The 26,144-nt window shown below is 42.8% G+C and carries 25 protein-coding genes; 18 read left to right on the top strand and 7 right to left on the bottom strand.

What is annotated here, in order from left to right; translation table 11 throughout:
* Positions 1-129: 129 nt before the first annotated feature.
* Both ACIRUQ_RS14235 and ACIRUQ_RS14240 read right to left on the bottom strand, forming a co-directional pair.
* On the bottom strand, positions 130-891 hold the full coding sequence (locus ACIRUQ_RS14235) for a PIG-L family deacetylase (protein WP_082432748.1): 762 nt from the start codon (positions 889-891) through the stop codon (positions 130-132).
* Between the two features lie 158 nt (positions 892-1,049).
* Positions 1,050-2,039: a uroporphyrinogen decarboxylase family protein gene (locus ACIRUQ_RS14240; RefSeq protein ID WP_022036116.1), complete on the bottom strand. Its 990-nt coding sequence runs from the start codon at positions 2,037-2,039 to the stop codon at positions 1,050-1,052.
* 222 nt (positions 2,040-2,261) lie between these two features.
* Between ACIRUQ_RS14240 and ACIRUQ_RS14245 the strand changes: the two genes are divergently transcribed.
* From ACIRUQ_RS14245 to ACIRUQ_RS14275, 7 genes are all read left to right on the top strand, one after another.
* Positions 2,262-3,173: a LysR family transcriptional regulator gene (locus tag ACIRUQ_RS14245; RefSeq protein WP_055289902.1), complete on the top strand. Its 912-nt coding sequence runs from the start codon at positions 2,262-2,264 to the stop codon at positions 3,171-3,173.
* Positions 3,174-3,313: 140 nt separating this feature from the next.
* Positions 3,314-4,099 (top strand): hypothetical protein, encoded by a 786-nt coding sequence (locus ACIRUQ_RS14250; protein ID WP_242853586.1) that lies wholly within the window; start codon positions 3,314-3,316, stop codon positions 4,097-4,099.
* Positions 4,100-4,196: 97 nt separating this feature from the next.
* A complete protein-coding gene (locus ACIRUQ_RS14255; RefSeq protein ID WP_021738075.1) occupies positions 4,197-4,400 on the top strand; it encodes a ferredoxin family protein in 204 nt (67 codons plus the stop codon).
* A gap of 15 nt (positions 4,401-4,415) precedes the next feature.
* Positions 4,416-5,492, top strand: coding sequence for a 3-methyl-2-oxobutanoate dehydrogenase subunit VorB (gene vorB / locus ACIRUQ_RS14260; RefSeq protein WP_055289905.1), 1,077 nt, complete (start codon positions 4,416-4,418; stop codon positions 5,490-5,492).
* A gap of 17 nt (positions 5,493-5,509) precedes the next feature.
* Positions 5,510-6,247 carry a thiamine pyrophosphate-dependent enzyme gene (locus tag ACIRUQ_RS14265; RefSeq protein WP_021738073.1) on the top strand — a complete coding sequence of 246 codons (738 nt, stop codon included), beginning with the start codon at positions 5,510-5,512 and terminating at the stop codon, positions 6,245-6,247.
* Between the two features lie 12 nt (positions 6,248-6,259).
* Complete coding sequence (locus tag ACIRUQ_RS14270) at positions 6,260-6,808, top strand: 2-oxoacid:acceptor oxidoreductase family protein (protein ID WP_021738072.1); 549 nt, start codon at positions 6,260-6,262, stop codon at positions 6,806-6,808.
* A gap of 285 nt (positions 6,809-7,093) precedes the next feature.
* The gene (locus ACIRUQ_RS14275) at positions 7,094-7,231 is read left to right on the top strand and encodes a hypothetical protein (RefSeq protein ID WP_021738071.1); all 138 of its coding nucleotides are present in this window, start codon (positions 7,094-7,096) and stop codon (positions 7,229-7,231) included.
* Between the two features lie 176 nt (positions 7,232-7,407).
* Here the strand turns inward: ACIRUQ_RS14275 and ACIRUQ_RS14280 are convergent, their stop codons facing one another.
* Positions 7,408-8,604, bottom strand: coding sequence for an ATP-binding protein (locus ACIRUQ_RS14280; RefSeq protein ID WP_055289907.1), 1,197 nt, complete (start codon positions 8,602-8,604; stop codon positions 7,408-7,410).
* Between the two features lie 209 nt (positions 8,605-8,813).
* Between ACIRUQ_RS14280 and ACIRUQ_RS14285 the strand changes: the two genes are divergently transcribed.
* The 7 genes from ACIRUQ_RS14285 (at position 8,814) to ACIRUQ_RS14315 (ending at position 16,615) form a co-directional block, all read left to right on the top strand.
* A complete protein-coding gene (locus ACIRUQ_RS14285) occupies positions 8,814-9,014 on the top strand; it encodes a transposase (RefSeq protein ID WP_242831177.1) in 201 nt (66 codons plus the stop codon).
* Between the two features lie 56 nt (positions 9,015-9,070).
* A complete protein-coding gene (locus tag ACIRUQ_RS14290; protein ID WP_055289909.1) occupies positions 9,071-9,427 on the top strand; it encodes a DUF805 domain-containing protein in 357 nt (118 codons plus the stop codon).
* 105 nt (positions 9,428-9,532) lie between these two features.
* Positions 9,533-10,000 (top strand): MarR family winged helix-turn-helix transcriptional regulator, encoded by a 468-nt coding sequence (locus ACIRUQ_RS14295; protein ID WP_070103952.1) that lies wholly within the window; start codon positions 9,533-9,535, stop codon positions 9,998-10,000.
* 42 nt (positions 10,001-10,042) lie between these two features.
* Positions 10,043-11,788, top strand: a complete 1,746-nt coding sequence (locus ACIRUQ_RS14300) for an ABC transporter ATP-binding protein (RefSeq protein WP_055289959.1) — start codon at positions 10,043-10,045, stop codon at positions 11,786-11,788.
* On the top strand, positions 11,778-13,685 hold the full coding sequence (locus ACIRUQ_RS14305; RefSeq protein WP_055289910.1) for an ABC transporter ATP-binding protein: 1,908 nt from the start codon (positions 11,778-11,780) through the stop codon (positions 13,683-13,685). Before ACIRUQ_RS14300 ends, ACIRUQ_RS14305 begins: the two co-directional genes overlap by 11 nt.
* 427 nt (positions 13,686-14,112) lie before the next feature.
* Entirely contained in the window at positions 14,113-15,549 is a 1,437-nt protein-coding gene (locus ACIRUQ_RS14310; protein WP_022036362.1) for an ATP-binding protein, read from the top strand.
* A gap of 43 nt (positions 15,550-15,592) precedes the next feature.
* The gene (locus tag ACIRUQ_RS14315) at positions 15,593-16,615 is read left to right on the top strand and encodes a S66 peptidase family protein (RefSeq protein ID WP_055289913.1); all 1,023 of its coding nucleotides are present in this window, start codon (positions 15,593-15,595) and stop codon (positions 16,613-16,615) included.
* 140 nt (positions 16,616-16,755) lie between these two features.
* Here ACIRUQ_RS14315 and ACIRUQ_RS14320 read toward each other — a convergent pair whose 3' ends face one another.
* Both ACIRUQ_RS14320 and ACIRUQ_RS14325 read right to left on the bottom strand, forming a co-directional pair.
* On the bottom strand, positions 16,756-17,298 hold the full coding sequence (locus tag ACIRUQ_RS14320; RefSeq protein ID WP_021738063.1) for an NADH peroxidase: 543 nt from the start codon (positions 17,296-17,298) through the stop codon (positions 16,756-16,758).
* Between the two features lie 80 nt (positions 17,299-17,378).
* Positions 17,379-17,768 carry a transcriptional repressor gene (locus ACIRUQ_RS14325; RefSeq protein WP_021738062.1) on the bottom strand — a complete coding sequence of 130 codons (390 nt, stop codon included), beginning with the start codon at positions 17,766-17,768 and terminating at the stop codon, positions 17,379-17,381.
* Positions 17,769-17,975: 207 nt separating this feature from the next.
* Between ACIRUQ_RS14325 and ACIRUQ_RS14330 the strand changes: the two genes are divergently transcribed.
* The gene (locus ACIRUQ_RS14330) at positions 17,976-19,043 is read left to right on the top strand and encodes a DUF6128 domain-containing protein (protein WP_055289915.1); all 1,068 of its coding nucleotides are present in this window, start codon (positions 17,976-17,978) and stop codon (positions 19,041-19,043) included.
* 354 nt (positions 19,044-19,397) lie between these two features.
* On the opposite strand, the gene ACIRUQ_RS14335 is transcribed toward ACIRUQ_RS14330, so the two are convergent.
* Positions 19,398-21,230 (bottom strand): C40 family peptidase, encoded by a 1,833-nt coding sequence (locus ACIRUQ_RS14335; RefSeq protein WP_055289916.1) that lies wholly within the window; start codon positions 21,228-21,230, stop codon positions 19,398-19,400.
* A gap of 548 nt (positions 21,231-21,778) precedes the next feature.
* On the bottom strand, positions 21,779-22,576 hold the full coding sequence (locus ACIRUQ_RS14340) for a hypothetical protein (protein WP_055289918.1): 798 nt from the start codon (positions 22,574-22,576) through the stop codon (positions 21,779-21,781).
* Positions 22,577-22,901: 325 nt separating this feature from the next.
* On the opposite strand from ACIRUQ_RS14340, the gene ACIRUQ_RS14345 reads away from it, so the two are divergent.
* The 3 genes from ACIRUQ_RS14345 (at position 22,902) to ACIRUQ_RS14355 (ending at position 26,141) form a co-directional block, all read left to right on the top strand.
* On the top strand, positions 22,902-23,687 hold the full coding sequence (locus ACIRUQ_RS14345) for a MerR family DNA-binding transcriptional regulator (protein ID WP_172679881.1): 786 nt from the start codon (positions 22,902-22,904) through the stop codon (positions 23,685-23,687).
* 370 nt (positions 23,688-24,057) lie between these two features.
* Complete coding sequence (locus ACIRUQ_RS14350; RefSeq protein ID WP_021738055.1) at positions 24,058-24,819, top strand: P-loop NTPase; 762 nt, start codon at positions 24,058-24,060, stop codon at positions 24,817-24,819.
* A gap of 20 nt (positions 24,820-24,839) precedes the next feature.
* The gene (locus ACIRUQ_RS14355; protein WP_341437596.1) at positions 24,840-26,141 is read left to right on the top strand and encodes a nitrogenase component 1; all 1,302 of its coding nucleotides are present in this window, start codon (positions 24,840-24,842) and stop codon (positions 26,139-26,141) included.
* Positions 26,142-26,144 lie beyond the last annotated feature (3 nt).

A 26,144-nucleotide genomic window follows, 5' to 3' on the forward strand; every position in this document is an offset into this window, starting at 1 on the left:
CATGTGCCTTCGACAGAGGTGCATAGAAGAATAATTATAAGATTACAGTGTCAAAAGCACGGAGCAGTCCGTGGAATCAGGATTTGGGCGTTTTGACACCCTATCATTATAAGAAATCCGGAAAGCGGATCAGGATGCCGGAATCCAGTTTTCGTAAGGAAGCATGTGTCCAAGATGCTCCATGACTTTGTGCTGGGAAGCGTAGAACTTTGTGAGACAGAGCTTCGCTTCCAATTCGTCGCCGGTAAGCGGATTGGTGAGATATTGCTGATTTTTTTGCTTTTCCATATTTTTCGCTTTGACATAAGTTCCGAAGTAATACAGATGATCTGTCAGATCTGCCTTTTTCGCAGCGGCAGTGGTGATGGCACTTGTCATCTGGTGATGGATATGGCCATATTCGCCCTTGGAATTGTGGGTTGCGATGGTGGCCCAGTCTTTCTGTGCAACGATGGTGTCGATGCTCTGTTGGATTTCTTCCCGGCAGCTTTCCCAGTTGTTGCGTTTGCCATGGGTTTTATCCGGAAAGGATAGCATAAGACCGATAGAATCCGTCTGTTTCATGACAGCGGCAAACTCTTTTCTGCGGGTGCGGTTGTTTCCGTTTGTAATGCAGACTACGACATATTTGCCTTTTAGCAGATGCGCCCCGCCCCAGATTGTTTCGTCATCGGGATGTGCAACAACCATCAGAGAATCATAATCGTCCAGTGCATGTTCCGGAAGCATCTGTATATTTTCTATCCTCTGAGCAGTATCGCCGGAAAAATACCAGATATTTTCTGCATCAGAAACATGATAAAACAACAGTTTTCCGCCGAGAAAAAGAGCTGCAATGAGGAAAATGCAGATCAGCAGACCGGTAAGTGTTTTCTTCTTGGTGTTTTTCATATGCATAATCGTATACGTCCTTTGTTTTCTGTAAAAAAATCTCACTGTTATAATTCTTAGTATAACAATGAGATCTTAAAAATATATGAAGTTTCTTATAAATACTCTTAATTATGTATCTGGTTTTAATTAGGAATCATTGTGGCATCCGCAGATTTTTATTTGTGGAAAATATCTTTGCCATATTTTGTTACTTCATCGATGTAGATACCGAACGTTTCTTTGTTTGTCGGGATATAGTAAGGGATATAACGTCCTTTTCCAACATACGTGTCCATGGCACGGCGCACTTCTGCACGGATGACATCCTCATCGGTACCTTTCTGATCAATCATCTGATTATCGATGCCGCCCATAAGGGTTATCTTGTCACCACATGTCTTCAGACTGCCTTCGATATCATTACAAAGCATAACCGGTTCCAGGGCATCGATACCGATTTCAGCCAGTTCCGGAATGATCTTGTCGACATTACCACAGGAGTGATGGATGTAGAGCATGCCGTGATCGTGGATACGTTTTACGTATTTTTCTTCGTTTGGTTTTATGAATTCGCGCCAGATTTCCGGGGAGAAGAACAGATTTTTATTTGTTCCCCAGTCGTCATGCATATGAATAACATCCGGTTTCAGATATTTGTAAGCAAGGTCAATACATTTTAATTTATATTCACACATAGCATCAAAAAACTCATGTACTTCGTCCGGATATTCATAGAAAGCACAAAGTGCATTTTCCATACCGATGAGCTGATTCATACGTTCAAACTGTCCGGAAAGAATCAGACAGGAAACCACATCAGTTTCCGGATTTACGTGCATACCTCCGCACATTGCCTGGAAGATCTGCTCGATCGGCATGAAATCCAGTGGCGGGAATTTGACTTTTTCTTTCCATTCATCCATATCGTCAAACAGTTTAAAATCTTTGGCGACCATGTTTCCGTCAATGATAGGATCAGGTCCCTGATTGGTCCATAGAACGCCCCAGGCATCCGGGCCGGTTCCGTAAGGATCGAATTTATCTCCAAGTTCGATGTATCGGTCTCCCGGGAAAACCACATCTTTCATGGTAGAATATACTTCCGGGATAAAATCTGCTTTTTCACCTTTTAACAGTGCCAGCAGTGCTTCTTTGTTTGTTTGCATGTTTCCTTCTCCTTCAAATTAAATTCAAGTCGAACGCATGTGAGACTTGGTGTGTGATTCTGAGATGAAATATCATTCAGTGAACCATCGGTTACGTTGCATCTATTATAACAATTACGGACCGGGAAGAAAAATAATGATTTGTTTACCTATCATATGATTTATGGTATGATAAACCCTGAAATGTTAAGGACTTATGGGGAAATAAGGAGAAGGCAACAGATGAATGACCGGCAGATTGCATGTTTTTTAGAAGCTGTGAAAGAACGGAATTTTACAAAGGTAGCAGAAAAATTGTATCTGACACAGCCGGGGGTCAGCAGAATGATCGCTACGCTGGAGAAGGAATTAAATACAAAGCTGTTTGCGCGTTCCGCACATAAGACGCTGGAGCTGACAGAGAGCGGAAAATTATATTACGAAATGTTTGAAAAATGCAGACGGGAGTTTGAAGAGACAAAGAGGAAGAGTGAACTGATCCAGCGTGAAAATACCGATATCACGACGCTGAAGTTCGGATATGTGCGGGGGTGGAGTATAACAGGATTTTATCCGCTGATGCTGGATGCACTGCAGGAGGAGTTTCCATATCTGAACGTGGATCTGGAAAGCCATTCTTATGAGCGGCTGTATGATCTGCTTTACAGTGGAAATCTCGATTTTATTCTGACCATGAATTTCCCGGAGCTGGAGAAATTGCACAGTGATCTGGAAGTAATGGAAATCTGCCAGGTACCGCAGGCGGTGATTTATCCAAAAGAGTTTGGAACAAAAAAGGATATTGCGGATTTTCAGGATTCTGTTTTTTATCTGTCAGCGGATGCACCGGTGGAATATTCCAGGGCAAATCTGGAACAGATCTGTGTGCAGAAGGAATTTATTCCTAAGACAAAAGTGGTGCCAAATCATGCCACGCTATTGTCACTGATGGATCGGGAGGACAGTGCGGCAATTATGGATCTGTGGTGTCAGCCAATTTATGACAAAAAATTCAAATATGTGCGCTTGGAAGCATCGGTTCCGATCGTTGGAGCGTTCCGAAAAAACTGTGCCCATGCAAAAATTATCCGGATGTTGTATGAGACGCTGGCGGAACGCTACGGGGAGGAAGTCATGATCATTATTCGAAAATGACGAGGGCATTCTTGAAAAAGCGTATGAGAAGAGCAAATTTTTCGTTTGTTCTTCTTTTTTTATAATAAATCGTGCAAAATATATGATATTTCATATTTTTTATAAAAAAAGGCGTGACTAACTCAAGGAAATGTAGTAGAATGGCTTCGATGAGAAAATTTCCGATCAGGGAATGGAACGGAGGAAGCTGCAGAATGCAGGATAAATTAAAAAAGCTCATTGGAGACAACATTAATTTTGTATTTGTCGGCGAAGCCGGAAGCGGAAAAAGCGAGATTTCCATTAATTTCGCAAAATGGCTGGTGCAGCTTCAGGACAAGCCGGTACATTTCTTTGACATGGATATGACCAAGCCACTGTTTCGCTCCAGAGATGTAGAGATGCAGATGGAAGCCTTGGGAATTATCTGTCATCATGAAAAACAGTTCATGGATGCACCGACGGTTGTCGGAGGTGTCAATCGTCTGCTGAAGGATGAAGATTGTTACGTGGTTATGGATGTCGGCGGAGATCACATCGGAGCGCGCGCCATCGGCGGTTATGCGCCAAAGCTAAACAAAGACAATACCATTGTGTATTATGTGCTGAATGCATATCGACCGTGGTCCAATGATATCGATCATATCGATGGTACACTGGGACAGATTCTCGGTGTTTCCCATATACAGCTTGGTAAACTTCATATGGTGAACAATCCGAACAATGGAATCACCACAACAGCAAAGGAATTTATCGAGGGTAGCCGTAAGATGTCTGAAATGGTGACACCGTATATTGCGGTGGATTTTGCATGTGTCAGGGAAGATCTGTACGAGGACGTAAAAGATTCCTCAGATGTGCCGGTATTTCCGATTGAATTGTTTCTGACTTATCCCTGGCTGCAGACAGACTTTGCAGATGGTCAGCCGGTTCCGGGACGGGGATGATTCCCGGAGAATCAAGCTTTCAAACATCGTGTATATCGATGTTTAAAAATAATCAATTATAACAAGTATTTATTATCTTGAGAGGAGGATTTAATCGATGGCAAAAATCGTGGTTAAATCAGAACGCTGTAAAAGCTGTGGTTACTGCATTAAGTTCTGTCCGAAGAACGTACTGGAAATCGGACATGAAGTAAACTCTAAGGGTTATGAGTATGTGGTACCGACAAACATGGATGCTTGTATCGCCTGTTGTATGTGCGGACGTATCTGTCCGGATGGTGCGATAGAGATCTACAAATAAGGAGGTAGAAAGATTATGGCAAGAGTATTAATGAAAGGCTGTGAAGCTATCGCTGAAGCAGCAGTAAGAGCCGGCTGTAGATTTTTCGCCGGATATCCTATCACACCGCAGAACGAGATCCCGGAGTATTTTGCAAGAAGACTTCCGGAAGTAGGCGGTAACTTTGTACAGGGTGAATCTGAGGTTGCATCTGTAAACATGGTATACGGAGCAGCAGCAGCAGGAACAAGATCTATGACATCTTCTTCCAGCCCTGGAATCTCATTAAAGAGTGAGGGAATTTCCTATTGTGCAGCAGCACGTGTTCCAATTGTATATTCCAATATTTCCAGAGGAGGCCCTGGTGTAGGTGCAATCCAGCCAGCTCAGCAGGATTATTTCCAGGCTACAAAAGCTTCCGGTAACGGTGGTTTCCGTATGATGGTTCTGGCTCCGTCTACTGTACAGGAGGCAGTTGATCTTACATATGCAGCATTTGATTATGCAGATCGTGACATGAACCCGGTTCTGATCCTTGCAGACGGTGTAATTGGAACTATGATGGAGCCGGTTGAACTTCCAGAGATGAAATCTGATGAAGAGATCGCAGCAATCAAAGAGAGCAAAAAGAAATGGGCTTGTATTGGTCATGAACTTGACTATGCAAATCGTTCCTGGATCCAGCCGGGTCAGTGGGATACAAAGAAAATGCAGGCATGGAACGAAGATGCTGCAAAGATGTATGCCAGCTGGGAAAAAGATATCATGGTTGAAGAGTATCAGATCGAGGATGCTGAGCTTGTACTTACAGCTTATGGTATCTCCGCCCGTATCTGCAAATCTGTTGTAGACATTCTTCGTAAGGAAGGTTACAAGATCGGTCTGATCCGTCCTATTACAGTCAGCCCGTTCCCATATGCTTCTTATGACAAGATCAACTACGATATCTGTAAAGCAGTTCTTGACGTAGAGATGTCTATTCCGGCACAGTTCGTTGAGGACGTAGAGATGGGTGTTAAAGGTCGTTGCGCTATCGAGACATGCCTGTGCTCCGGTGGTAACATCATGAGCCGTGAGGCAGTGATCGAGGCTGTTAAAAAGATTTTAGGATAATAAGGAGGATACGGAACATGGAATTAGTTTATTCAAGAACAAAAACAATCCAGGAAGATAAAGTATCCGGATTCTGCCCGGGCTGTATGCACAGCACGGTTGTAAAATTAATCGGTGAGGCTCTCGAAGAGATGAACCTTGTAGATAAAGCAGTTATGGTTACCGGCATCGGATGCTGTGGTCTTCATATGGATTATATCGCATATGATACAATTACAGCACCGCATGGTCGTGCCTGTGCAGTAGCAACAGGTATGAAGAGAAGCAATCCGGATACTCTGTATTTCACATATCAGGGTGATGGTGACTTCGCTTCCATCGGTCTTGCAGAGTCTGTTTCTGCAGCTAACCGTGGTGAGAACATCACTGTTATCTTCATTAACAACGGTATTTATGGTATGACAGGTGGACAGATGGCGCCGACTACTCTGGTTGGCATGAAAGCTTCCACAGCTCCGAAAGGACGTATCCCGGAAGAGCATGGTTACCCGATGCATATGTGTGAGATTTTAGACAAGCTGACAGCTCCGGCTTACCTGGAGAGAACAAGCTGCAACACTCCGCAGAATGTTATCAAAACCAAAAATGCAATCAAGAAAGCGTTCCAGAATCAGATCGACGGAAAAGGCTTCTCTATGGTAGAAATCGTAACAAGCTGCCCGACAAACTGGGGACTTGAGCCGTTAGACGCATTGGATTTCATCGAGCAGAAAATGCTTCCGGAATATCCGCTGGGCGTAATCAGAGATAAATAGGAGGAAGTCAATATGGAAACAAATTTATGTGTTGCCGGATTCGGCGGACAGGGTGTTATGACTCTTGGTAAATTCCTTGCATCTGCAACCTGTGATTCTACAGATAAAAACGTTACTTTCTTCCCGTCCTACGGCGCTGAGCAGCGTGGTGGTACAGCGAACTGCTTCGTTGTAATCTCCGACGAGATGGTAGGAGCACCTCTGGGTGATGTTATGGACGACCTGATCGTTATGAACGGTCCGTCCCTGCAGAAATTCCTTCCGACTCTGAAACAGGGTGGTACACTTTTCATCAACAGCTCTATCGTTCCGGAAGAGGATATCGACAGAACAGACGTGAAAGTTGTAAAAGCACCGGTTACAGAGATGGCTCTGGAAATGGGAAATGCAAAAGTATTAAACGTAATCATGCTTGGTGTATACGTTGGTTATACAGAGGTTGTATCTCCGGAAGTTGTATGGGGAACCATCGAGCATAAACTTGCGAAAAAAGCAAAATTACTTCCGCTGAACAAAGAAGCTTTCGAGAAAGGTCTTGAGATCGGACGTTCTCAGAGATAAGCAGCTTAAGTGATTATACTTATCACATAGTGAGATTTACATTTGTATAAAAAATAGAAAATACGACTGGTTCACAAAAGTTGTGGGCTGGTCGTATTTTTTTATCGGCGGTTCAAGAAGTATCGTTCGCAAGTGAGCCTTTTTATGAAAAATTTATTTTTCAGTTAGAAAAAACTATGGGAATACGGTTAGAATAATGGTAAAATATATTTATATAAAGCAATTGGGTGAGAGAAAACCTGATTGCTAACATGAAATCGAGTATGACACAGGAGAGAGAAAAAGATGGAAAATATTTATTTTAAGATGAAACATTCCGGTATTTTGGGGATTATCGCCGGTGTGTGTGCAATGATCATCGGATTACTGGTTCTGATTTCCGGAATTGTATTATTAAAAAACAAATCTGATATTATTTTTTAATCAGAAAACAGGGTGTTGATCAGGTAGATATTGTCTGCATCGACATCCTAAATTTTTTCTGGATTTGAGATATGATATAGAAAAAAATAATACCAGATTAGTGACCTGCGCCGCAAGGCGCACATAAAAATATCTCCATCATTTCAAAAGAGAATGACGGAGATATTTCGACCTGCCTATTCTTGTAGTAACCAATCGGCTATATCGTGAATTACGATTCCTTCATAACTATATTGAGGATGTTTGGTTCTGGCAATAATCATTTTCGGATAAGCATCTCGAATCTGAAGCAGAGGAGAACATTCTCTCTCAAATGTTTCCTGCCCGGAAATGTTGTCGCTGACCTGAATATAAATCTTTTCGCTACCTCTCTGAGCAACAAAGTCGATCTCCTTTTGATAGAGCTTGCCGACATAGACATCGTATCCACGGCGAAGAAGCTCGATGCAAACGATGTTTTCATATACTCTGCCATAATCCATATTTCTGCTTCCCAGTATTGCATATCGAATACCGCTGTCACACAAATAGAACTTTTCAGAGCTTTCAAGGTATTTCTTACCTCGGATGTCGTATCTTTTAATATCATAAAATACAAAAGCATTGCACAAATACTTAATGTACTTTCCAACGGTTACATGATTGGTTGGAGTCTCATTTGCTGTCAGTAGCTGACTAACCTTATTCGGAGAAGTCAGGTTGCTGATATTATCCATAAGGAACTCGCTCAGACGCTGTAAAACCAAAGTGTCCGGCAGAGCATATTTCTGTACTAAGTCCCTTGTAACAATGGTTTCGTAGACTTCTTTTATATAGTTTGTTCTGTCTTTTTCGGTTCTATAAGCATAGGAACCTGCTAAACCGCCTTTGATAGCGTACTCATCAAAGAGCTTATCTTTGTCACTAATATCATCATAAAACTGGCAATATTCCTGGAAACTGAAAGGAAACACATGAATTTCAATATAACGTCCGGTAAACAGAGTTGCCAGATCCGCACTCAACAGGAAAGCATTAGAGCCTGTTACATAGATGTCGTATTTTCCCTTAGAGTACAGGCTGTTGATTGCCAGCTCAAACTTGGGACACATCTGAACCTCGTCTACAAACAGGTAGTTCGTTTTGCCTTCCTGATAATGTTCTTCCACATAGGTGTGTAAGGCATGGTATTCCTTGATTTCTTCATACGCTAAATCCATGAAGTCAATGAAGATAATATTGATGTTTTCAAAGTTGCTTTTCAGATACGCAATGTACGCCTGCATCAGTTTGGACTTACCAGATCGACGAATACCCGTGATAATCTTGATGTCAGGAGTGCCGTTTAGTTCAATGATTCTATCGAGATATTTTGCTCTCGTGATTGTTTTCATTTACTCACCCACTTTCAAAAATTGAAGTTTTTTCATTTTTCGAAACCGCTTCGTTGTACTTAGTATACTGTCTGCTAATAGTATATGCAAGATGTCGTTTTCAAAAACACAAATTTTTTTATTTTTTGAAATAAGGCTACCGCAATCCCACTGGCTTTAGACGGTGGGTTAAGGTAGCAAAAAAACAGAAATTATGGTATACTCATGGCATGGGAACATGGAAATCTAAAAACAGACACAAATACCTATTACAATATCACATTATTTTCGTCTGCAAATATAGGAAGAAATTACTGGTTTCGAGACAGATATCAGATGATATAAAGCAGTATTCATATGAGATATGTCAAAGGCACAGTGTTATTATCAGATATATGGAAACGGATAAAGACCATATTCATAGGATTTAGAACAATAAAAAACAGGTAGTTTTTGACACTACCCTAATAGACAAGGGGGAGATATTATGAAACACTTTAATGGCAAATCGTCTTATCTTGGCAGATATGATTTCTGGCGCCTATTTATTATTGGCATCCTCGTTTACACAATTATTCAAATTGTATATTTCAGTGCCTGGCAGACCTGGTTTGCAGATAAAATAACATTGTCCACTGTTATTTTTATAATTATCAATATTTTATATTTTGTATACGATTATATAATTGGCTTAAAACGTTTTCATGACGCCAATCATTCCACCATTTTTTTCGTACTATGTTTCATTTTAAGCTTTGTCGTTATTGGCTACATTATAAGGATGGTTATATACTGTCAACCGAGTACACACATAACCTCAAAAAATAAAAACTGCAGTGGTTGATTTGAATAAAAAGTATCATAAAACATAAAAATGTTTGCTGTCAAACTGTTTGACAGCAAACATTTTTTGCGTTATAATAACAAAGCTTTGGGAAGGAGGAGCGTTATGAAAAAGGATTGCATCGGGAATGATATCCGGATCCTGTCACATCAGATTCACCGTTGGATCGAAAATTCACCGAATAAAAAGAAAATAGACAGTGTTACAGGTGCCAATGCCTGGATCATTGGATATATTTCGGATAAAACAAAAAATAACGAAGATGTATTTCAGAAAGATTTAGAGAAAAATTTTGAGATTACCCGGTCTACGGCATCAAAGGTAGTTAATCTGATGGTAGAAAAGGGCATGGTGGAGCGACAGAGTGTACCTTGGGATGCACGTCTGAAGAAACTTATTCTGACAGATAAGGGAAGAGAAATCGATGAGCTCATGCTGGAGGATTTCAGTGTGGTGGAGGAGACGTTGTCAAAAGGTTTTTCCGAGCAGGAACTGGAGCAGTTCTTTGATTATATGCACCGCATGCAGCAAAATATGAAAGATGGTTTTTGTAATATAGGTTTAAAAAAATAAGAAACAGGAGGAAAACAAAACGTGAAACTTGTAAAAAAGTTAATGGAATCCATACGGGAATATAAAACGGCAAGTATTCTGACGCCGGTTTATGTAACCGTAGAAGTTATCATGGAAGTGCTGATCCCATTTGTTATGGCGAGTCTGATCGACAAAGGCATTGAAGCCGGAAGTATGTCCGTCATCTGGAAATATGGAATCATCCTTTTAGTACTTGCAATGATCGCACTTGCCTTCGGCTCAATGGCAGGCCATCAGGCATCGATCGCATCCTGCGGTCTCGCACAGAATTTGCGAAAGGATATGTACTATCGGATCCAGAACTTTTCTTTTTCCAACATTGATAAGTTCTCGACGGCAAGTATCGTAACCCGTCTGACCACGGACGTGACAAATGTACAGAATGCATATCAGATGCTCATCCGCGTTGCAGTCCGTGCACCGATTATGATGATCTTCGCAATGATCATGTCATTCACTATTAATGTGAAGATTTCCCTGATCTTTCTGGCAACCATTCCGGTACTTGGATTTATTCTGATCTGGCTGGCGCAGCATGTACACCCTTATTTTGAACGTGTATTTAATACGTATGACCGTTTGAATGAGGTGGTTCAGGAGAATCTGCACGGAGTCAGAGTCGTAAAATCCTTTATCCGTGAGGAGCATGAGGATCAGAAGTTTGGAAAAATTTCAAAAAAAATCTATGTGGATTTTGCAAAAGCAGAGAAAATGCTGGCATTTAATATGCCTGCAATGATGTGTGCCATCAATGTCTGCTTATTGGCTATTGCATGGATCGGAGCTAAGGCGATCATTGTCAGTGGAAATACACCGGGTATTGCCGGTGGTATGACAACCGGTGAACTGATGAGTCTGTTTTCCTATGCAATTCAGATTTTGATGTGTCTGATGATGATTTCTATGGTATTTGTAATGGTTATCATCGCAAGATCTTCTGCAGAGCGTATCGTTGAGATTCTGACAGAGGAAAGTGATATTCAGAACAAAGAGAATCCGGTGACAGAAGTTCCAGACGGATCCATCGAGTTTGAAAATGTTGCATTTTCCTATGCGAAAAAAGCGGATAAACCGGTACTTGATAACATTAACTTGAAAATCAATTCCGGTGAGACGATTGGTATCATCGGTGGAACCGGTTCTTCCAAATCCAGTCTGGTACAGTTGATTCCGCGATTGTATGATGTTACTTCCGGTGAGGTCAAAGTCGGTGGCGTAGATGTGCGCGATTATGATCTTGAGACACTGCGTGATTCCGTAGCTATGGTACTTCAGAAAAATGTATTGTTTTCAGGTACTATTAAGGAAAATCTACGCTGGGGTAACGAGAAAGCAACGGATGAAGAACTGATCCATGCATGTAAACTGGCTCAGGCTGATGATTTTGTACAGACATTCCCACATAAATATGATACGTACATCGAGCAGGGCGGAAATAACGTTTCCGGCGGACAGAAACAGCGTCTGTGTATTGCCCGTGCATTACTGAAGAAACCAAAGATCCTGATTCTGGATGATTCTACCAGCGCGGTAGATACCAAGACAGATGCACTAATCCGCAAAGCTTTCCTGGAAGAGATTCCGGATACGACCAAGATCATCATTGCGCAGCGTGTTTCTTCCGTTCAGGATGCGGATCACATCATTGTTATGGATGATGGTAAGATCAGTGCTTACGGTACACATGAAGAATTATTGAAGAGTAGCGATATTTATCGTGAAGTATATGAATCACAGGTGAAAGGAGGAAGTGACGATGAGCAGTAATAAAAAACGTATGTCTGCAGCAAAAGATACAAAAGGAACCGTGAAACGTCTCCTTGGATATTTGAGCGCATATAAACTCCGCTTCATTTTTGTAGTCATCTGTATTGCGGTTTCTGCAGCAACGGTTGCTTACTCCGCTGTGTTTATCCAGGATCTGATCGATGATTATATTACCCCGTTACTGACACAGTCCCAGGTTGATTTTACCGGTCTGAAGCAGTATCTGATTAAAGTTGCGGTGATCCTGTTTGCAGGTGCGATAGCCGCTTACCTGTATAACCGTTTTATGGTTGTCATCGGACAGGGAATTCTGAAAAAAATCCGTGATGAGATGTTTTCTCATATGCAGAAACTGCCGATCCGATATTTTGATACTCATGCACATGGCGATATTATGAGTCATTATACCAACGATACCGATACCTTGCGTCAGATGATCTCACAGAGTATTCCGCAGCTGTTGAACTCTGTTATGACGATCGTGGTCGTATTTATTTCCATGCTGAGTATCAGTTTCTGGCTGACGCTGATCGTGGTTGCTTTTGTTTTTATCATTCTGAAAGTAATCGGTTCTGTGGCTGGCCGAAGCGGAAAATACTTTATCAAGCAGCAGGTTTCTCTGGGTGATGTAAACGGTTACGTCGAAGAGATGATCAACGGACAGAAGGTTGTCAAAGTATTCTGCCATGAGGAGCAGGCAAAAGAAGGATTTGATCTGAAAAACGGAGAACTCTGCGTCAATGCGACAAAGGCGAATTCTTATGCAAATATTCTGATGCCGATTCTGAACAATATCGGATTTATCCTTTACGTTGTTGTAGCAATCGTAGGTGGAGCTCTTGCTATCAGTGGTGTGACAAACATCAGCCTGACAGGTGTCAGCGTACTGACACTTGGTGCCATCGCATCTTTCCTGCAGTTATCAAGAAGCTTTGTAAACCCGATCAGTCAGGTTTCCCAGCAGTTAAACTTCGTTGTTATGGCCATTGCCGGTGCAGAGCGTATTTTTGAACTTCTGGATGAAGAAGTGGAAGAAGATGAGGGAACTATCACTCTGGTCCGTGCAAAAAAGGATGGCGATACACTGACCGAGTGTGCAGAGCGTACCGGTCACTGGGCATGGAAAGTGCCGCAGGCAGATGGAAGCGTTCAGCTGGTAGAGATGCGTGGGGATGTGAAATTCCACGATGTAGATTTTGGTTATGTCCCGGAGAAAACGGTTTTGCATGACATTACATTGTATGCAGAGCCGGGACAGAAAGTTGCTTTCGTAGGAGCAACCGGAGCCGGTAAGACGACCATTACAAACCTGATCAACCGTTTCTACGATATTCAGAAAGGTACGATCACTTATGACGGACTGGATATCGGACGAATCAAAAAAGCAGATCTGCGCCGTTCCCTGGGCGTGGTACTTCAGGAGGTCAACCTGTTTACCGGAACTGTAATGGAGAATATCCGTTACGGTAAACTGGATGCAACGGACGAAGAATGTATCGCAGCAGCAAAACTGGCAAATGCAGACGGATTTATCCGGATGCTGCCAAACGGTTATGACACGGTACTTTCCGGTGATGGAAGTGGTTTATCCCAGGGACAGAGACAGCTGATCTCCATTGCCCGTGCGGCCGTTGCAGATCCGCCGGTTATGATTCTGGATGAAGCAACTTCTTCTATTGATACGAGAACAGAAGCTATCGTACAGCGTGGTATGGATGCACTGATGAAAGGGCGTACCGTATTCGTTATCGCCCACAGACTGTCTACCGTACAGAATTCGGATGTTATTATGGTTCTGGAGCAGGGACATATCATTGAGCGTGGCAGCCATGAGAAGCTGATTGAAGAAAAAGGAAAATATTATCAGCTGTATACCGGTGCGTTTGAACTGGAGTAAAGTGCTTGCTTTGCAAACGCGATACTTCTTGAACTTTGTTCAAGAAGGGAGCATGTTCAAATTAATATAAAATATGAAAATGTCGTCAGTCTTTTGGACTGGCGGCATTTTTTTTAATTTGATAGGAAATTACGATGAATTTCCTATCAAACAAAAGCACTTCGTGCAAACGATGCGCACTCGCACGAGAAGAGATTCTTGCTTTGCAAGCGTGCTCGGCGCGGGCAAGAAAGATGTGCTATTGACAATTTTAAACGCGTAAGTGTGTGATAGCACACTTTCTTGTTAAATATGCACACAAAATGTTAAAAACGGCGGTGAATTGATAAAAATGAGTGTTGACCGCCGCTTTAAAACATTTTATAATAATTAAAACGGCGGTGAATTGATAAAAATGAGTATTGACCGCCGCTTTTGGAGGTCATATATGATTGGCAGAAAGCAGGAAGTCAAAGAATTAAATCGATTATATAATCGAAATAAGGCAGAACTAGTTGCTATTTACGGGAGAAGACGAGTAGGAAAGACATACCTTGTAGATGAGACTTTTGAGGGAAAAATTACATTTCGTCATGCTGGTCTTTCTCCGGCAGATGAAAATTCAAAAGGTTTACTAAGATTACAATTGGATCATTTTTATAATTCGTTAAACGTTCAGGGAATGGAAAAATGTGAAAAACCTAAAAATTGGTTAGATGCTTTTGTGTTGTTGGAAAAATTTTTGCAAAATAGGGATGATGGAAGCAGACAGGTGATATTTCTTGATGAATTGCCGTGGCTGGATACACCAAAATCTGGATTTATACGAGCATTTGAAGCATTTTGGAATACTTGGGGATGTCATCGTAAAAATTTAATGGTAATTGTATGTGGGAGCGCAAATTCCTGGATACAAGATAAACTGTTAAATAATCATGGAGGGCTATATAATCGTGTTACTTATGAGATAAAATTATCACCTTTTAATTTAAAAGAATGTGAAGAATTGTATAAAAGTAATAATGTAAACATGTCTCGATATGATATTGCACAAAGTTATATGATATTTGGTGGGATACCATATTATATGGGTTACGTGAATCCGGAAATGAGTTTGGCGCAGAATGTAGACAAATTATTTTTTGGGAAAAATGCTGTTTTAAGAGATGAATATAATCGACTGTTTGCATCTGTGTTTGTAAATCCGGATATGGTTAAGAATATTGTACAATTATTATATACGCGAAATGCAGGATTCACCAGAAAAGAAATTGTTGAAAAACTTGAAATAACTGATGGTGGGAGATTATCCAGCAATCTAAATGCATTAATATCCAGTGATTTTATTATGAAGTATGTTCCGTTTGGGTATGGAAAGCGAGAAGAACACTATAAACTTGTGGATCCATTTTGTATTTTTTATTTGCATTTTATCTGGAAACAAAAGAAAATAAGTGAAAAATTTTGGCAGCAAAATACTACATCAGCACCTGTTTCTATATGGAGAGGTTTTGCATTTGAAAATGTATGCTTCAATCATATAGAACAGATTAAGCGGTCTCTTGGGATATCTGGAGTGATTACAGAGACAAGTGCATGGTCAAAAAAAGAAGATGATACGGAAGGAGCACAAATAGATTTGCTGATCTGCAGAAACGATAATGTTATCAATATGTGTGAAATAAAGTATTACAGTGGAGAGTTTAGAGTGACCAAAAGTTATTACGAAAAAATTTTAAGACGACAAGCAATATTGGCTGAAAGGATTTCACCTAAATTTGCAATCCACAGTACATTGATAACAACTTTCGGTCTGAATTATAATGAATATAGCAGTGCATTTTCAAATGTAATTGTTTTGGATGATTTGTTTGACAATGTTTAAATAAATTTAGATTTAGGCAATAGTAGAAAGGAAAGTAAAAATTATGAGATATCCGGAATTTTTAAAAAAGAATGGCTGTATCGGCTTTGTGGCACCATCCTTTGGCTGCAACATTGAGCCGTACAAGACAGCTTTTGGACACGCGTTGGATAAATTTGAAAAAATGGGTTACCGCACGGAACCGGGACCAAACTGTTACGAAGGATGCGGCATCGGTATCAGTAACACGCCGGAGAAGTGCGGACAGGAACTGATGGAGTATTACTGCAATGATACCAGCGATGTGCTGATTTCCTGCGGTGGTGGGGAACTGATGTGTGAGGATCTGCCCTATGTGGATTTTGAAAAGATCAGAATGGCAAAACCGAAATGGTATCTGGGATATTCGGACAATACGAACATGACATTTTTACTGACCACACTCTGTGATGTGGCATCTGTCTATGGACCGTGTGCGGCAGCATTTGGCATGGAGCCGTGGCATCCGGCGATTCAGGATGCATTTGACGTGCTGACCGGAGAAAAACTGACGATCAAAGGTTATGATCTGTATGAAAAAGAAGGATTAAAGGATGAGGAAAATCCATTACTACCTTATAATGTGACAGAGCCATGCATCCGTAAAAAAGTACCGGATACAGATATCAAAATGGAAGGACGTCTGATCGGCGGCTGTCTCGATGTACTGACACTGCTTCTTGGTACAAAATACGATAAAGTACAGGCGTTTACCGAGCGCTACAAAGAGGACGGAATCATCTGGTTTATCGAAGCCTGTGATCTGAATGTCATGGGAATCCGCCGTGCATTATGGCAGATGGAGCAGGCCGGATGGTTTGGCCATGTCAAAGGATTTCTGATCGGCCGTCCATATTGTAACGGAGAGGAATTCTTAGGGCTGGATCAGTATGAGGCTGTGACAGGAATTCTTGGAAAATATAATGTCCCGATCATTATGGATCTGGATATCGGACATATTCCACCGGCGATGCCGCTGATCTGTGGAAGCTATGCAAAGGTGACTTCTGTGGGGAATGATGTGGAAGTGGCGATGGAGTTAAAATAAGGCTGCGCCGAGCCATTCATAGCCCTTGCGGGCTATGAATGGAGGGCTGTCGCCCAACACGTCTAAAAAGAAAAGCAAGCCGGGGAGTGAATAAATTCCCTCCCGACTTGCTTTTCTTTTTATCCTGCTCGGCTTGTAGCTTAGCCAAAGTATCTCTTAAGCAGTCCTTCGAATGCTTTTCCGTGTCTTGCTTCGTCTCTTGCCATCTCATGAACGGTATCATGGATTGCATCTAAGTTTGCAGCTTTTGCACGTTTTGCAAGGTCAAATTTTCCTTCTGTTGCGCCGTGCTCAGCATCTACACGCATTTCAAGGTTTTTCTTTGTGCTGTCTGTTACAACTTCACCAAGTAATTCTGCGAATTTTGCAGCATGCTCAGCTTCTTCGTAAGCTGCTTTCTCCCAGTATAATCCGATTTCCGGATATCCTTCTCTGTGAGCAACTCTTGCCATTGCCAGATACATACCAACCTCAGAGCACTCGCCTTCGAAGTTTGCTCTTAAGTCTGCAAGGATATCTTCGCTAACGCCCTGTGCAACACCTACTACATGCTCAGCAGCCCATACTTTCTCGCCGGTCTGCTCTTTGAATTTCTCAGCAGGAGCTTTACAGATTGGACAGACTTCCGGAGCTTTCTCGCCTTCATAAACATAACCACATACTGTACATACAAATTTTTTCATAATAATTCATTTCCTTTCTTTTGAAATAAGTTTAAATATCATTTTTATTAAAATCAGTCGTTTTCGGCTGGTTTATTCATTTATTGTTGTTCTTTTTTCAGACATTCCGGGCAAATGCCATAGAATAAAATGGAATGTCCTTTGATCAATCCGTCAAATGTCTGGGCGGCGATCTCATCTACATGATCAATACTGTTCATTTGTAAATCTATCATGCTGCCGCATTCATCACACAGAAAATGGTTGTGAGGTTCCGGTCGGCCGTCGAAGCGGTCCGGACCGTTTCCGGTAGGTATTTTCTGAATATTACCTAATTCGGCAAGCAACGACAGATTGCGGTAAACAGTTGCCAGGCTGATCTTTGGATAGTCTTCCCGCAGATTCAGGTAAACGGTTTCTGCGGTGGGATGATCGTATCTGGTAGCCAGAAATTGTTCAATGGCATCTCGTTGTTTGCTGTGTTTTAACATCTATCTCCCTTTCGAAAATGATAATGATTATTGTTGTTGAAATTAATATAGCATGTGACATCCTGTTTGTCAACAGAATTATCAGAAATTTTCGAAAAAAATTGCAATGATTCAGTGCACCGGATAAGAATAAGCGGGCTATTTCTGAATAATTGAAAAAGAAGTTCATACATTATAGAAAGAGTGTGTTATATGAGGAGTGAACGTATGCCCGGATATCAGAGGTTTGTTACATACATGTTTCGGTACAAAGATGAGAAAAAGCAGGAGAATTGCGGATTTGCCAAAATAGAGATCAGGCAGGGCCACTGCCGGGTGCAGATTCAGATTACGGGAATGAAGGGGAGCGAAGCGGAAGTTTATTTCCTGTCTAAGGATGCGTATGTTCCGGTGGGCATTTATCTGGGAAAATTGCGGATTCAGGAGGGAATTGCCCGCCAGTTTTTCCTGTGCGATGCGGATCATGTCGGGGAGACGACACATTCCATGCAGGAAATGCGAGGTCTCTATATCTGTCAGCAGGAAGAACCGGGCAGATTCGTTGCCAGTCAGTGGGATGATGTCGGAACGGTGTGGCGGAATTTGAAATTGCAGAAAGGAACAGAGTCAGAAGCAGAAAATCGCGCGGAAGAAGATTCTGTGGAAAACGATGTGGAAAAAGAAGAAATGACGAATCAGATAGATCCGATCGGTGGACAGAAGGAAGCTGACACAGAGAAAGCGGATACAGAAGAAGAGGGACAAGGAGACTCTAGGGAACCTGTGCAGGAACAGAAAAATCAGTTAACCGGGGAACTTCATGCAACCCAGACGGCAGAGGAGATATCCATACCGGAAGAAAACCGAGATGCGTTATATCAGAAAAACCGACCGTTTCCGCGGACACAGGAGAAGAATCTCTGTCCGGCGGTCGGCGCCTGGGAAAAGCAGTGGGAATGTTTCTGTGCAGCACATCCGTTATGCTGTCCTTTTGATGAGGATGGGAATGTGTACGCCGTGAAGCTGCAGATGCAGGATTTTAAAATTTTGCCAAAGGAATATCAGTATCTGGCAAATAACAGCTTTCTGCTGCATGGTTATTTTAACTATAAAATGGTGCTGTTCGGATATATGGAGGCGGAGCAGCGGCAGTGGTTTCTTGGGGTTCCGGGCGTGTTTTCCAATCAGGAACAACTGATGGCAGGGATTTTCGGATTTCCGGAATTCCGGACAAAACAGATGACCCGGCAGAAAACGGGAGAGTTTGGCTACTGGTATCGATTTATCGAGATTTAGCAAAGAAAGTCAGACCACCTGTTTCTACTACGTAAAATAGTAAGAAGCAGGAAGTAGGAGTCTGTTTTTGACTGAGATAAAAAGATCCCCTGTTCTTACCCGGTACTGACAGAAGCAGAAGCTTTCATCTCAGTCTGAGTTGAGACTCCCACTTCTGCAAGTGGGAGTTCAATCTCCGACTGAGATAAACGCTCCGCGAGGATGTGCAGTGATTCTGAGAAGAATATGTCAGCTTTCGCTGACCAGAATCACGCACCAAGTCTCACGTGCGTTCGACTTGAATCAGACTGAGCAGAAACAGGGGATAGAAAATCATTGTGTTAAATTTGATGAATAATATACCTATGCCGGTATTTAGAAGGCACGTCTGATTTTTACGGTATGGTAACCGCTGATATTTAAGGAGCGGTAGGAAACACCGATGCCCGGCCAAGAATCATAGATGCATCCGTTTCCGGCATAAATAGCAATGTGGCACACGCTGCTTTTACCATTTTTGGCATAAAATACAAGATCGCCCGGTTGTAGATCGTAAGATGCAACTTCAATGCCGAGTCTGTTATCGGCAGCAAGGTTTGCGGATGTATATTCGTAGATGGCAAGGGCGTGATCTACAATGTTGGAAGCCGGGTTGATACCTGCCGCGTACAGACACTGGTAGATCAGACCGGAGCAATCTACATAGGTTCCCGGTGTTCCGGAACAGCCAACTTTGTATTTTGTGCCGGCAGATGCATATTCGGCAGCAGTCTGGAGCATCGCATTGATGCGGTATTCACGGGTGGCACCGTTGAATACTTTGATCGGTGTGCGGTAAGTGCCGAGGTTGTACCAGTCATATTCGGAGTAACCCATTGCTTTCCATGTGGTGATGTCTACAATTCCAGTGACACCAAGCCCGTGTGTACGCTGGAATGTCTTTACAGCAGATGCGGTGGAAGAAGTATAACGCTCGCTGCTGTTTCCACATACGGCCTGATTTACTTTGATAACTTTCAGTCCGATATTTGCGGTGGACAGGTTGTAACCGCCGTCCGGCAGAATGATGGATGTCTGTGGCAGGTAGAAGTTGCAGCCGATGACTCTGCCGTTGGAAACATTGTAAGTGCGGATGCCATCCACATAGTTTCCGGTAATAGAAAAATCAAGAAATCCGTTCTGGATATACCACCATCCGTTTTCATTTTCAGCAACGCCGGTAAAGCCAAAGTCAACTTTTCCGCCGTTCAGGTAGAACCATCCATGCTCGTTGGATGCAATGCTGTTAAAACTGAAATCAATCTGACCATTTTTCACACGCCACCAGCCATATTCATTTGGTGCAATTCCTGTGTAATCAAAATCTACTTTTCCGCCTGTGATCTTCCACCAGGTATCAAAGTAACACATCAGTCCATTATAGGAAAAATCAATCTGACCGTTACGGACATACCACCAGCCCACTTCATTGTTTGCAAGACCGGTAAAACCAAAATCTACTTTGCTGTCGCGGACGTACCACCATCCATATTCATTTTGAGCAAGACCGGTAGCATTGAAATACAGACCGCCGTTTTCGATATACCACCATCCGTACTCGTTTTCTGCGAGGCCGGTGTACTCGAAATCAATCCGTCCGCCGCGCAGATACCACCAACCATATTCACTGTCTACAAGACCGTTGCAGGAAAAATCAACTTTTCCGTCAACGATACGCCACCATCCGGCACCGTTTGGGGCAAGACCGGTGTAGTCTTTTTGAAATTTGCCGTCCACGATATAAAGCCAGCCTTCTTCTGTGTCATACAGACCGTTGCATGGCTCAGCCAGTTCGCCGTCTTTGTAAATGTTCCAGGTATCGGTATCTTCATCATAGCAGACCCCGTTTTTTACCGTGGTATCCGGTTTTTCCGGATTGGATGGCTCTGTCGGATCTGTTGGGTCTGTTGGGTCTGTCGGTTCAGAAGGATCCGTCGGATTTGTTGGGTCTGTCGGTTCGGAAGGATTCGTTGGATTTGTTGTATCGGTCGGGTCTTCAGACCTTATCTGAGTAGTTTGAACCGCCTGTTCCGGGAAAATAGTTGTATCAGTGGAATTTGCTGACATGGAAATACCGGTGCCAGTCTGTGCTGCTGACACCGGAGATGTAATTCCTGTTAAAGCAAGTCCGGCAGCCAAACATAATGCTGCAAGTTGCTGTTTTTTCATGAATGTTACTCTCCTTTGTGTATGATTAAACGATATGCTATTCATTTTATCACAAAATGCGGGCAACAGTAAATTATTAATGAAATTTAAGAAAGTATTCTAATAAGCTGTCTTAGGAAAATACGACCTGTCTGTTTACATAGTAGTACCAGTTTCCATCGTCAGTTGCCTGATTAGAAAGTTCGTTTGCTGCCGTCTGTCAGATCGGAAGAGGAGAAGAATCGAATGAACCCGTTTTATAGGTGGATCAGTAAAAAAGAAATAAGGCTTGCGGCATCACTTGAAGCAGTAGTTACTGGCGTTGTTATAGTTTTCACTGTGTAAATAGAGAAAAGGAAGAATCCTGTCAGGGGGAAGCGATTAAGTGAACGACGGAGTTTCACGAGTTTTGCGCGAGTGGGAGCGCCCTCTTTTTCAGGCGCGGGAGCAAGCGTGATAAAACCGACGTGAAACGATGGTAGTGAACGTCTAGCGACCCGACAGGATTCTTCCTTTTCGTATTAAATATAAAAAATTAAATTATGCCAAAATCAGTTCCGTCAGGCACATTAGAAAATGCAGCCATCATAGTGTTTCAGCATATTCTGATCCGGCCGTTCCAGAAGGCTTGTGCATACGAAATCTTTCATCGGCTCTACGAATGGGAAAGTATCGCGTGTTGCCCAGGATGGAATCGTCCATGCCGGTGGATTGTTGATAAATGCATTTGTCCATGCAGAGTTGTTCTCAAACCAGAGTTCGCAGACACGATCCCAGCGATGGAAGAAGATATTGTCCTCGCTGACATCTACGAATTCCGGAGTACCGTCGCCTTCCGGAAGCGGAATCGGAGAATACTGTTTGTCATATGCTTTGTGTGAAAAGAAACGAAGCAGTCCTGGCAATTTGCATGCCTCCGGTGCAAAATGATTTAAGAACCAGTCTTCGCCTTCTTCGCGGGAAACGCCCTTCGGATAGGACATCATGTATACAAAACGGATGAATGTTTTTCCGGCGTGATTCATTGTCTGACCAAAGAAATCCTCTGTCGGCTCAGCCGGAATATTTGCAATCGCAACTGTCATAGCGTTTTCTACCGGTTCTGGTGTCATACCAAGAAGTCCGCGCAGGCTTCTTCTGCCTTCTACGTCAAGTCCGAGATTCTCATGTACACGGTAATTGAAGAATCCCATGGTTTCCATGCCTTTTGCCGGCGGCATTACACGGTACATAACGTAACGTGTCAGCCATGGCTCCTGAGCCATTACTTCCGGACAATGATGGTGCACGAACCAGCGCTCCATTGCCGGAATGTTGTCGATGTCGTTAATGTGGTGGATGATCAGTGTTTTGTTCATTACTGCCATTAGAAATACCTCCATAAATGATATTTTTACTCTGCAAAAATCCAGTTATAACGGAAGACCAGCTCAAGTCGAACACATGTGGGACCGGGTGTGTGATTCGGCTCAGTGCAGACTTGACATATTCTTCATAGAAAATGGGAGTTTCTTGCAGAAGCTGTCTGTTTTTGATAAAATAATTGTAAACCTTGCCCTAAGGGCAGAGTCAAGGAAAAAGAAAATGTATACAAAAATTATGATGTAGAATTGTGGGAGTACGAAGTACGGAACAATTCGTATGGTATCTTTTTACCACAACATCAAATTATATAAAAATGTGGAGGCATACATGGATGGATATATGACGATCGGGGAAGTGGCGAAGGTAAAACAGATTTCCATAAAGGCCCTGCGTTATTATGAGAAAATCGGAATTCTGAAACCGGCCTATTGTGATCCGGATACGGGGTATCGCTATTATAAAAATGAGCAGATGCTGGCCATTGACATGATTAAATTTTTACAGATTCTGGATATCCCACTGAAAAACTGGAATCAGTATGTGGAACCGACAGGCGAGTTTGACCTGAAGGGCTTATTGCGGGATGGCCAGATCCGAGCCTATGAAAAAATCGGCGAATTGCAGAGCTGCCTGAAACGGCTGCAGCTGGCGGAACGGGGCATTCAGGATACGGAAAAATACCGGGATTGTGATGGATTTTACAGGAGAGAGATACCGGAACGGAATATTTTAAGAAGAGAAATCAAAGAAGGTCTGTCTTCTGTGGAATTTCACAAAAAGCTGAGTGAACTGTTTGAACTGGCACAGAAGCATCAGTTGTCAGCAAATTATCCGTCCGGAATGATGCTGGATGTGGAAGATGGGACGTTTACTTATTTTGTATATGTGGAAGTGTATGAAAACTGCGAGGAACTGCCGGAATATAAGTGCATACCCGCAGGAACTTATGATTGTCTGCGTTGTCCGCCGAAAAGTATTATGAGGGCGGCAGAATTGTATCCGGAGTATTTTGCGAAACATGCGAAGTTTACGGTTGTGGAATCAGACTGTATCACATCGCCGGTTTATTTTCAGGAATATCCGGTAGAGTTGCAATTGACTAACTTGCATTAAAACAAGTACAATATGTCTACTGAGTTGAAAAATGCAGACGGAGTGATTTTATCTATCTGAATGCGAAATAACATGTTAACATTGTAGTTAAAGTATAATAAGTATAATGAAGAAAACTCTGACGGCAAGGAAGATCCGAGCGGGAATAGTTGGTTAATACAGGTAAAATTATAAAATATAACGTTTTTGCTGAATGGCAGGTTGATGATACCTGTTATAAGGTGATATTTGTTTTTGCAGAAACATATATTTTTTATTCAGGTTAGTCGTTCTGATCAGATAGAAGTAAGACCTGATAGGATTGGATTTACAGAACCATTTTTCCGACGGATTGCCGGAAAAATGGTTTTTTTAGGTTCAGGAGGAGATTATGTTAAAGGTAGCGATTTACGGAAAGGGCGGCATCGGAAAGTCTACAGTGACTTCTAATCTGGCAGCCGCTTTTGCAAATATGGGAAAACGTGTCATTCAGATCGGCTGTGATCCGAAAGCGGATTCCACCATTAATTTACTGGGAGGAGAACCGCTTCGTCCGGTGATGAATTTTATGAGGGAAGAGGACGAGGAGCCGGATGAGCTGGCGCAGATTTCAAAGGAAGGCTACGGCGGGATCCTCTGTATCGAGACCGGTGGACCGACACCGGGACTTGGCTGTGCAGGCCGCGGTATCATTGCGACATTCCAGCTTCTGGAAGACATGGATCTGTTTGCGCATTACAAGCCGGATGTGGTGTTGTATGATGTGCTGGGTGACGTGGTCTGTGGCGGTTTTGCAGCACCGATCCGAGAGGGGTATGCAGAGAAAGTTCTGATCGTTACGTCCGGAGAAAAGATGGCGCTGTATGCGGCAAACAATATTTCCAGTGCGGTGCGCAATTTTGAAGACCGCAGTTATGCCCGGGTGTTTGGCATCGTACTGAATCATCGGAATGTGGAGAATGAGATGGAAAAAGTGCAGGCATTTTCTGAAAAAATCGGTGTGCCGATTGTGGGCGAAGTGCCGCGAAGCGATGAAATTATCCGCTGGGAAGATCAGGGAAAAACAGTGATCGAAGGAAATCCGGATTCTGAAATCAGCAAATGTTTCTTTGATCTGGCGGAATTATTACTAAAAGAAGAGGAAAATGCATAAGGCAGCAAGTATTCTGACTTATGGAAAGAAGAGGAAAATATATGAGACAGGAAGCATATTTTTGTACGATAGAAGAACTGAACAGCCTTGGAAAAGAGAATATTCCGCAGCAGCTCATTTCTCATACGCATCTGATCTACAGTTCCCCGGCAACGCTGGCATTCAACTCCCCGGGAGCGGAAGGATTTGGCGTTAAACGTGCAGGTCTGGCGGTTCCGGGTTCTATTATGCTGATCGTGGCTCCGGGATGCTGCGGCCGAAATACATCGGTTCTGAGTTCTATGCGAGCGTACCATGACCGTTTTTATTATCTGCTGATGGATGAGACGGATATCGTAACCGGCCGTCATTTGAAAAAAATCCCAAAGGCGGTAGCGGAGATCTGTGAGGGACTGGAGAAAAAACCATCCGTTGTGATGATCTGTATCACCTGTGTGGATGCACTGCTGGGAACGGATATGGAGCGTGTCTGCCGTAAGGCGGAGGAAGTTGCAGGACTTCCGGTAAAACCATGTTATATGTATGCATTAACGAGAGAGGGACGCAAGCCGCCGATGGTGCATGTGCGACAGTCGATTTATTCTTTGCTGGAGCCAAAGAAGAAAAAAGGAAATGTGGTGAATTTATTAGGATATTTTTCCCCATTGGTGGATGACTGTGAATTATATGATCTGCTTCATGATGCCGGTGTGAAAACGATCCATGAAATATCAAGATGTAAGGATTATGCGGAATATCAGACCATGTCTGAGGCAAATTTTAATCTGGTGCTTCATCCGGAGGCAAGGTTTGCGGCAGAGGACTTTCACGACAGACTGAAAATCCCGTACATCGAACTGCGCAGACTGTATCAGATTGATAAGATTGCCAGTCAGTATCGTGCTTTTGGTGCAGCTCTGGGAGTAACGTTTGATGACGAAAAACCACGGAGAGCAGCGGAAAATGCGGTCGTAAAATTTAAGGAAAAACATCCGGAGGCATCCTTTGCCGTGGGTGAGTGGATGAACGGAGATCCGTTTGAACTGGCACTCGCATTGGTGCGTTACGGTTTCCGGGTGCCGGAGATATATGGTACGTTATCCGGTGAAAATTTTATCTATGTGAAACAACTGGCAGCATTGAGTCCGGAGACGAAAGTGTTTTCCAATCTGGAACCGACGATGCTGTATTACGACGGAACAGATTCCGGGGTAACTCTGACCATCGGAAAAGATGCCGGTTATTATCATAAAAACTGTCCAAACGTGCTCTGGAACGGGGAACGGCAGCCGTACGGCTACGCCGGCGTGCGCAGACTGTTTGAGGCACTGGCGGAGGTATAGGGC

Source organism: Eubacterium ramulus, from assembly GCF_045002895.1.
GTDB lineage: Bacteria > Bacillota > Clostridia > Lachnospirales > Lachnospiraceae > Eubacterium_I > Eubacterium_I ramulus.

Coding starts and splice junctions, on each gene's coding strand:
- ACIRUQ_RS14235 (WP_082432748.1), bottom strand. CDS start 891: ATGAAAAACACCAAGAAGAAAACACTTACCGGTCTGCTGATCTGCATT.
- ACIRUQ_RS14240 (WP_022036116.1), bottom strand. CDS start 2,039: ATGCAAACAAACAAAGAAGCACTGCTGGCACTGTTAAAAGGTGAAAAA.
- ACIRUQ_RS14245 (WP_055289902.1), top strand. CDS start 2,262: ATGAATGACCGGCAGATTGCATGTTTTTTAGAAGCTGTGAAAGAACGG.
- ACIRUQ_RS14250 (WP_242853586.1), top strand. CDS start 3,314: ATGGCTTCGATGAGAAAATTTCCGATCAGGGAATGGAACGGAGGAAGC.
- ACIRUQ_RS14255 (WP_021738075.1), top strand. CDS start 4,197: ATGGCAAAAATCGTGGTTAAATCAGAACGCTGTAAAAGCTGTGGTTAC.
- vorB (WP_055289905.1), top strand. CDS start 4,416: ATGGCAAGAGTATTAATGAAAGGCTGTGAAGCTATCGCTGAAGCAGCA.
- ACIRUQ_RS14265 (WP_021738073.1), top strand. CDS start 5,510: ATGGAATTAGTTTATTCAAGAACAAAAACAATCCAGGAAGATAAAGTA.
- ACIRUQ_RS14270 (WP_021738072.1), top strand. CDS start 6,260: ATGGAAACAAATTTATGTGTTGCCGGATTCGGCGGACAGGGTGTTATG.
- ACIRUQ_RS14275 (WP_021738071.1), top strand. CDS start 7,094: ATGGAAAATATTTATTTTAAGATGAAACATTCCGGTATTTTGGGGATT.
- ACIRUQ_RS14280 (WP_055289907.1), bottom strand. CDS start 8,604: ATGAAAACAATCACGAGAGCAAAATATCTCGATAGAATCATTGAACTA.
- ACIRUQ_RS14285 (WP_242831177.1), top strand. CDS start 8,814: ATGGGAACATGGAAATCTAAAAACAGACACAAATACCTATTACAATAT.
- ACIRUQ_RS14290 (WP_055289909.1), top strand. CDS start 9,071: ATGAAACACTTTAATGGCAAATCGTCTTATCTTGGCAGATATGATTTC.
- ACIRUQ_RS14295 (WP_070103952.1), top strand. CDS start 9,533: ATGAAAAAGGATTGCATCGGGAATGATATCCGGATCCTGTCACATCAG.
- ACIRUQ_RS14300 (WP_055289959.1), top strand. CDS start 10,043: ATGGAATCCATACGGGAATATAAAACGGCAAGTATTCTGACGCCGGTT.
- ACIRUQ_RS14305 (WP_055289910.1), top strand. CDS start 11,778: ATGAGCAGTAATAAAAAACGTATGTCTGCAGCAAAAGATACAAAAGGA.
- ACIRUQ_RS14310 (WP_022036362.1), top strand. CDS start 14,113: ATGATTGGCAGAAAGCAGGAAGTCAAAGAATTAAATCGATTATATAAT.
- ACIRUQ_RS14315 (WP_055289913.1), top strand. CDS start 15,593: ATGAGATATCCGGAATTTTTAAAAAAGAATGGCTGTATCGGCTTTGTG.
- ACIRUQ_RS14320 (WP_021738063.1), bottom strand. CDS start 17,298: ATGAAAAAATTTGTATGTACAGTATGTGGTTATGTTTATGAAGGCGAG.
- ACIRUQ_RS14325 (WP_021738062.1), bottom strand. CDS start 17,768: ATGTTAAAACACAGCAAACAACGAGATGCCATTGAACAATTTCTGGCT.
- ACIRUQ_RS14330 (WP_055289915.1), top strand. CDS start 17,976: ATGCCCGGATATCAGAGGTTTGTTACATACATGTTTCGGTACAAAGAT.
- ACIRUQ_RS14335 (WP_055289916.1), bottom strand. CDS start 21,230: ATGAAAAAACAGCAACTTGCAGCATTATGTTTGGCTGCCGGACTTGCT.
- ACIRUQ_RS14340 (WP_055289918.1), bottom strand. CDS start 22,576: ATGGCAGTAATGAACAAAACACTGATCATCCACCACATTAACGACATC.
- ACIRUQ_RS14345 (WP_172679881.1), top strand. CDS start 22,902: ATGGATGGATATATGACGATCGGGGAAGTGGCGAAGGTAAAACAGATT.
- ACIRUQ_RS14350 (WP_021738055.1), top strand. CDS start 24,058: ATGTTAAAGGTAGCGATTTACGGAAAGGGCGGCATCGGAAAGTCTACA.
- ACIRUQ_RS14355 (WP_341437596.1), top strand. CDS start 24,840: ATGGAAAGAAGAGGAAAATATATGAGACAGGAAGCATATTTTTGTACG.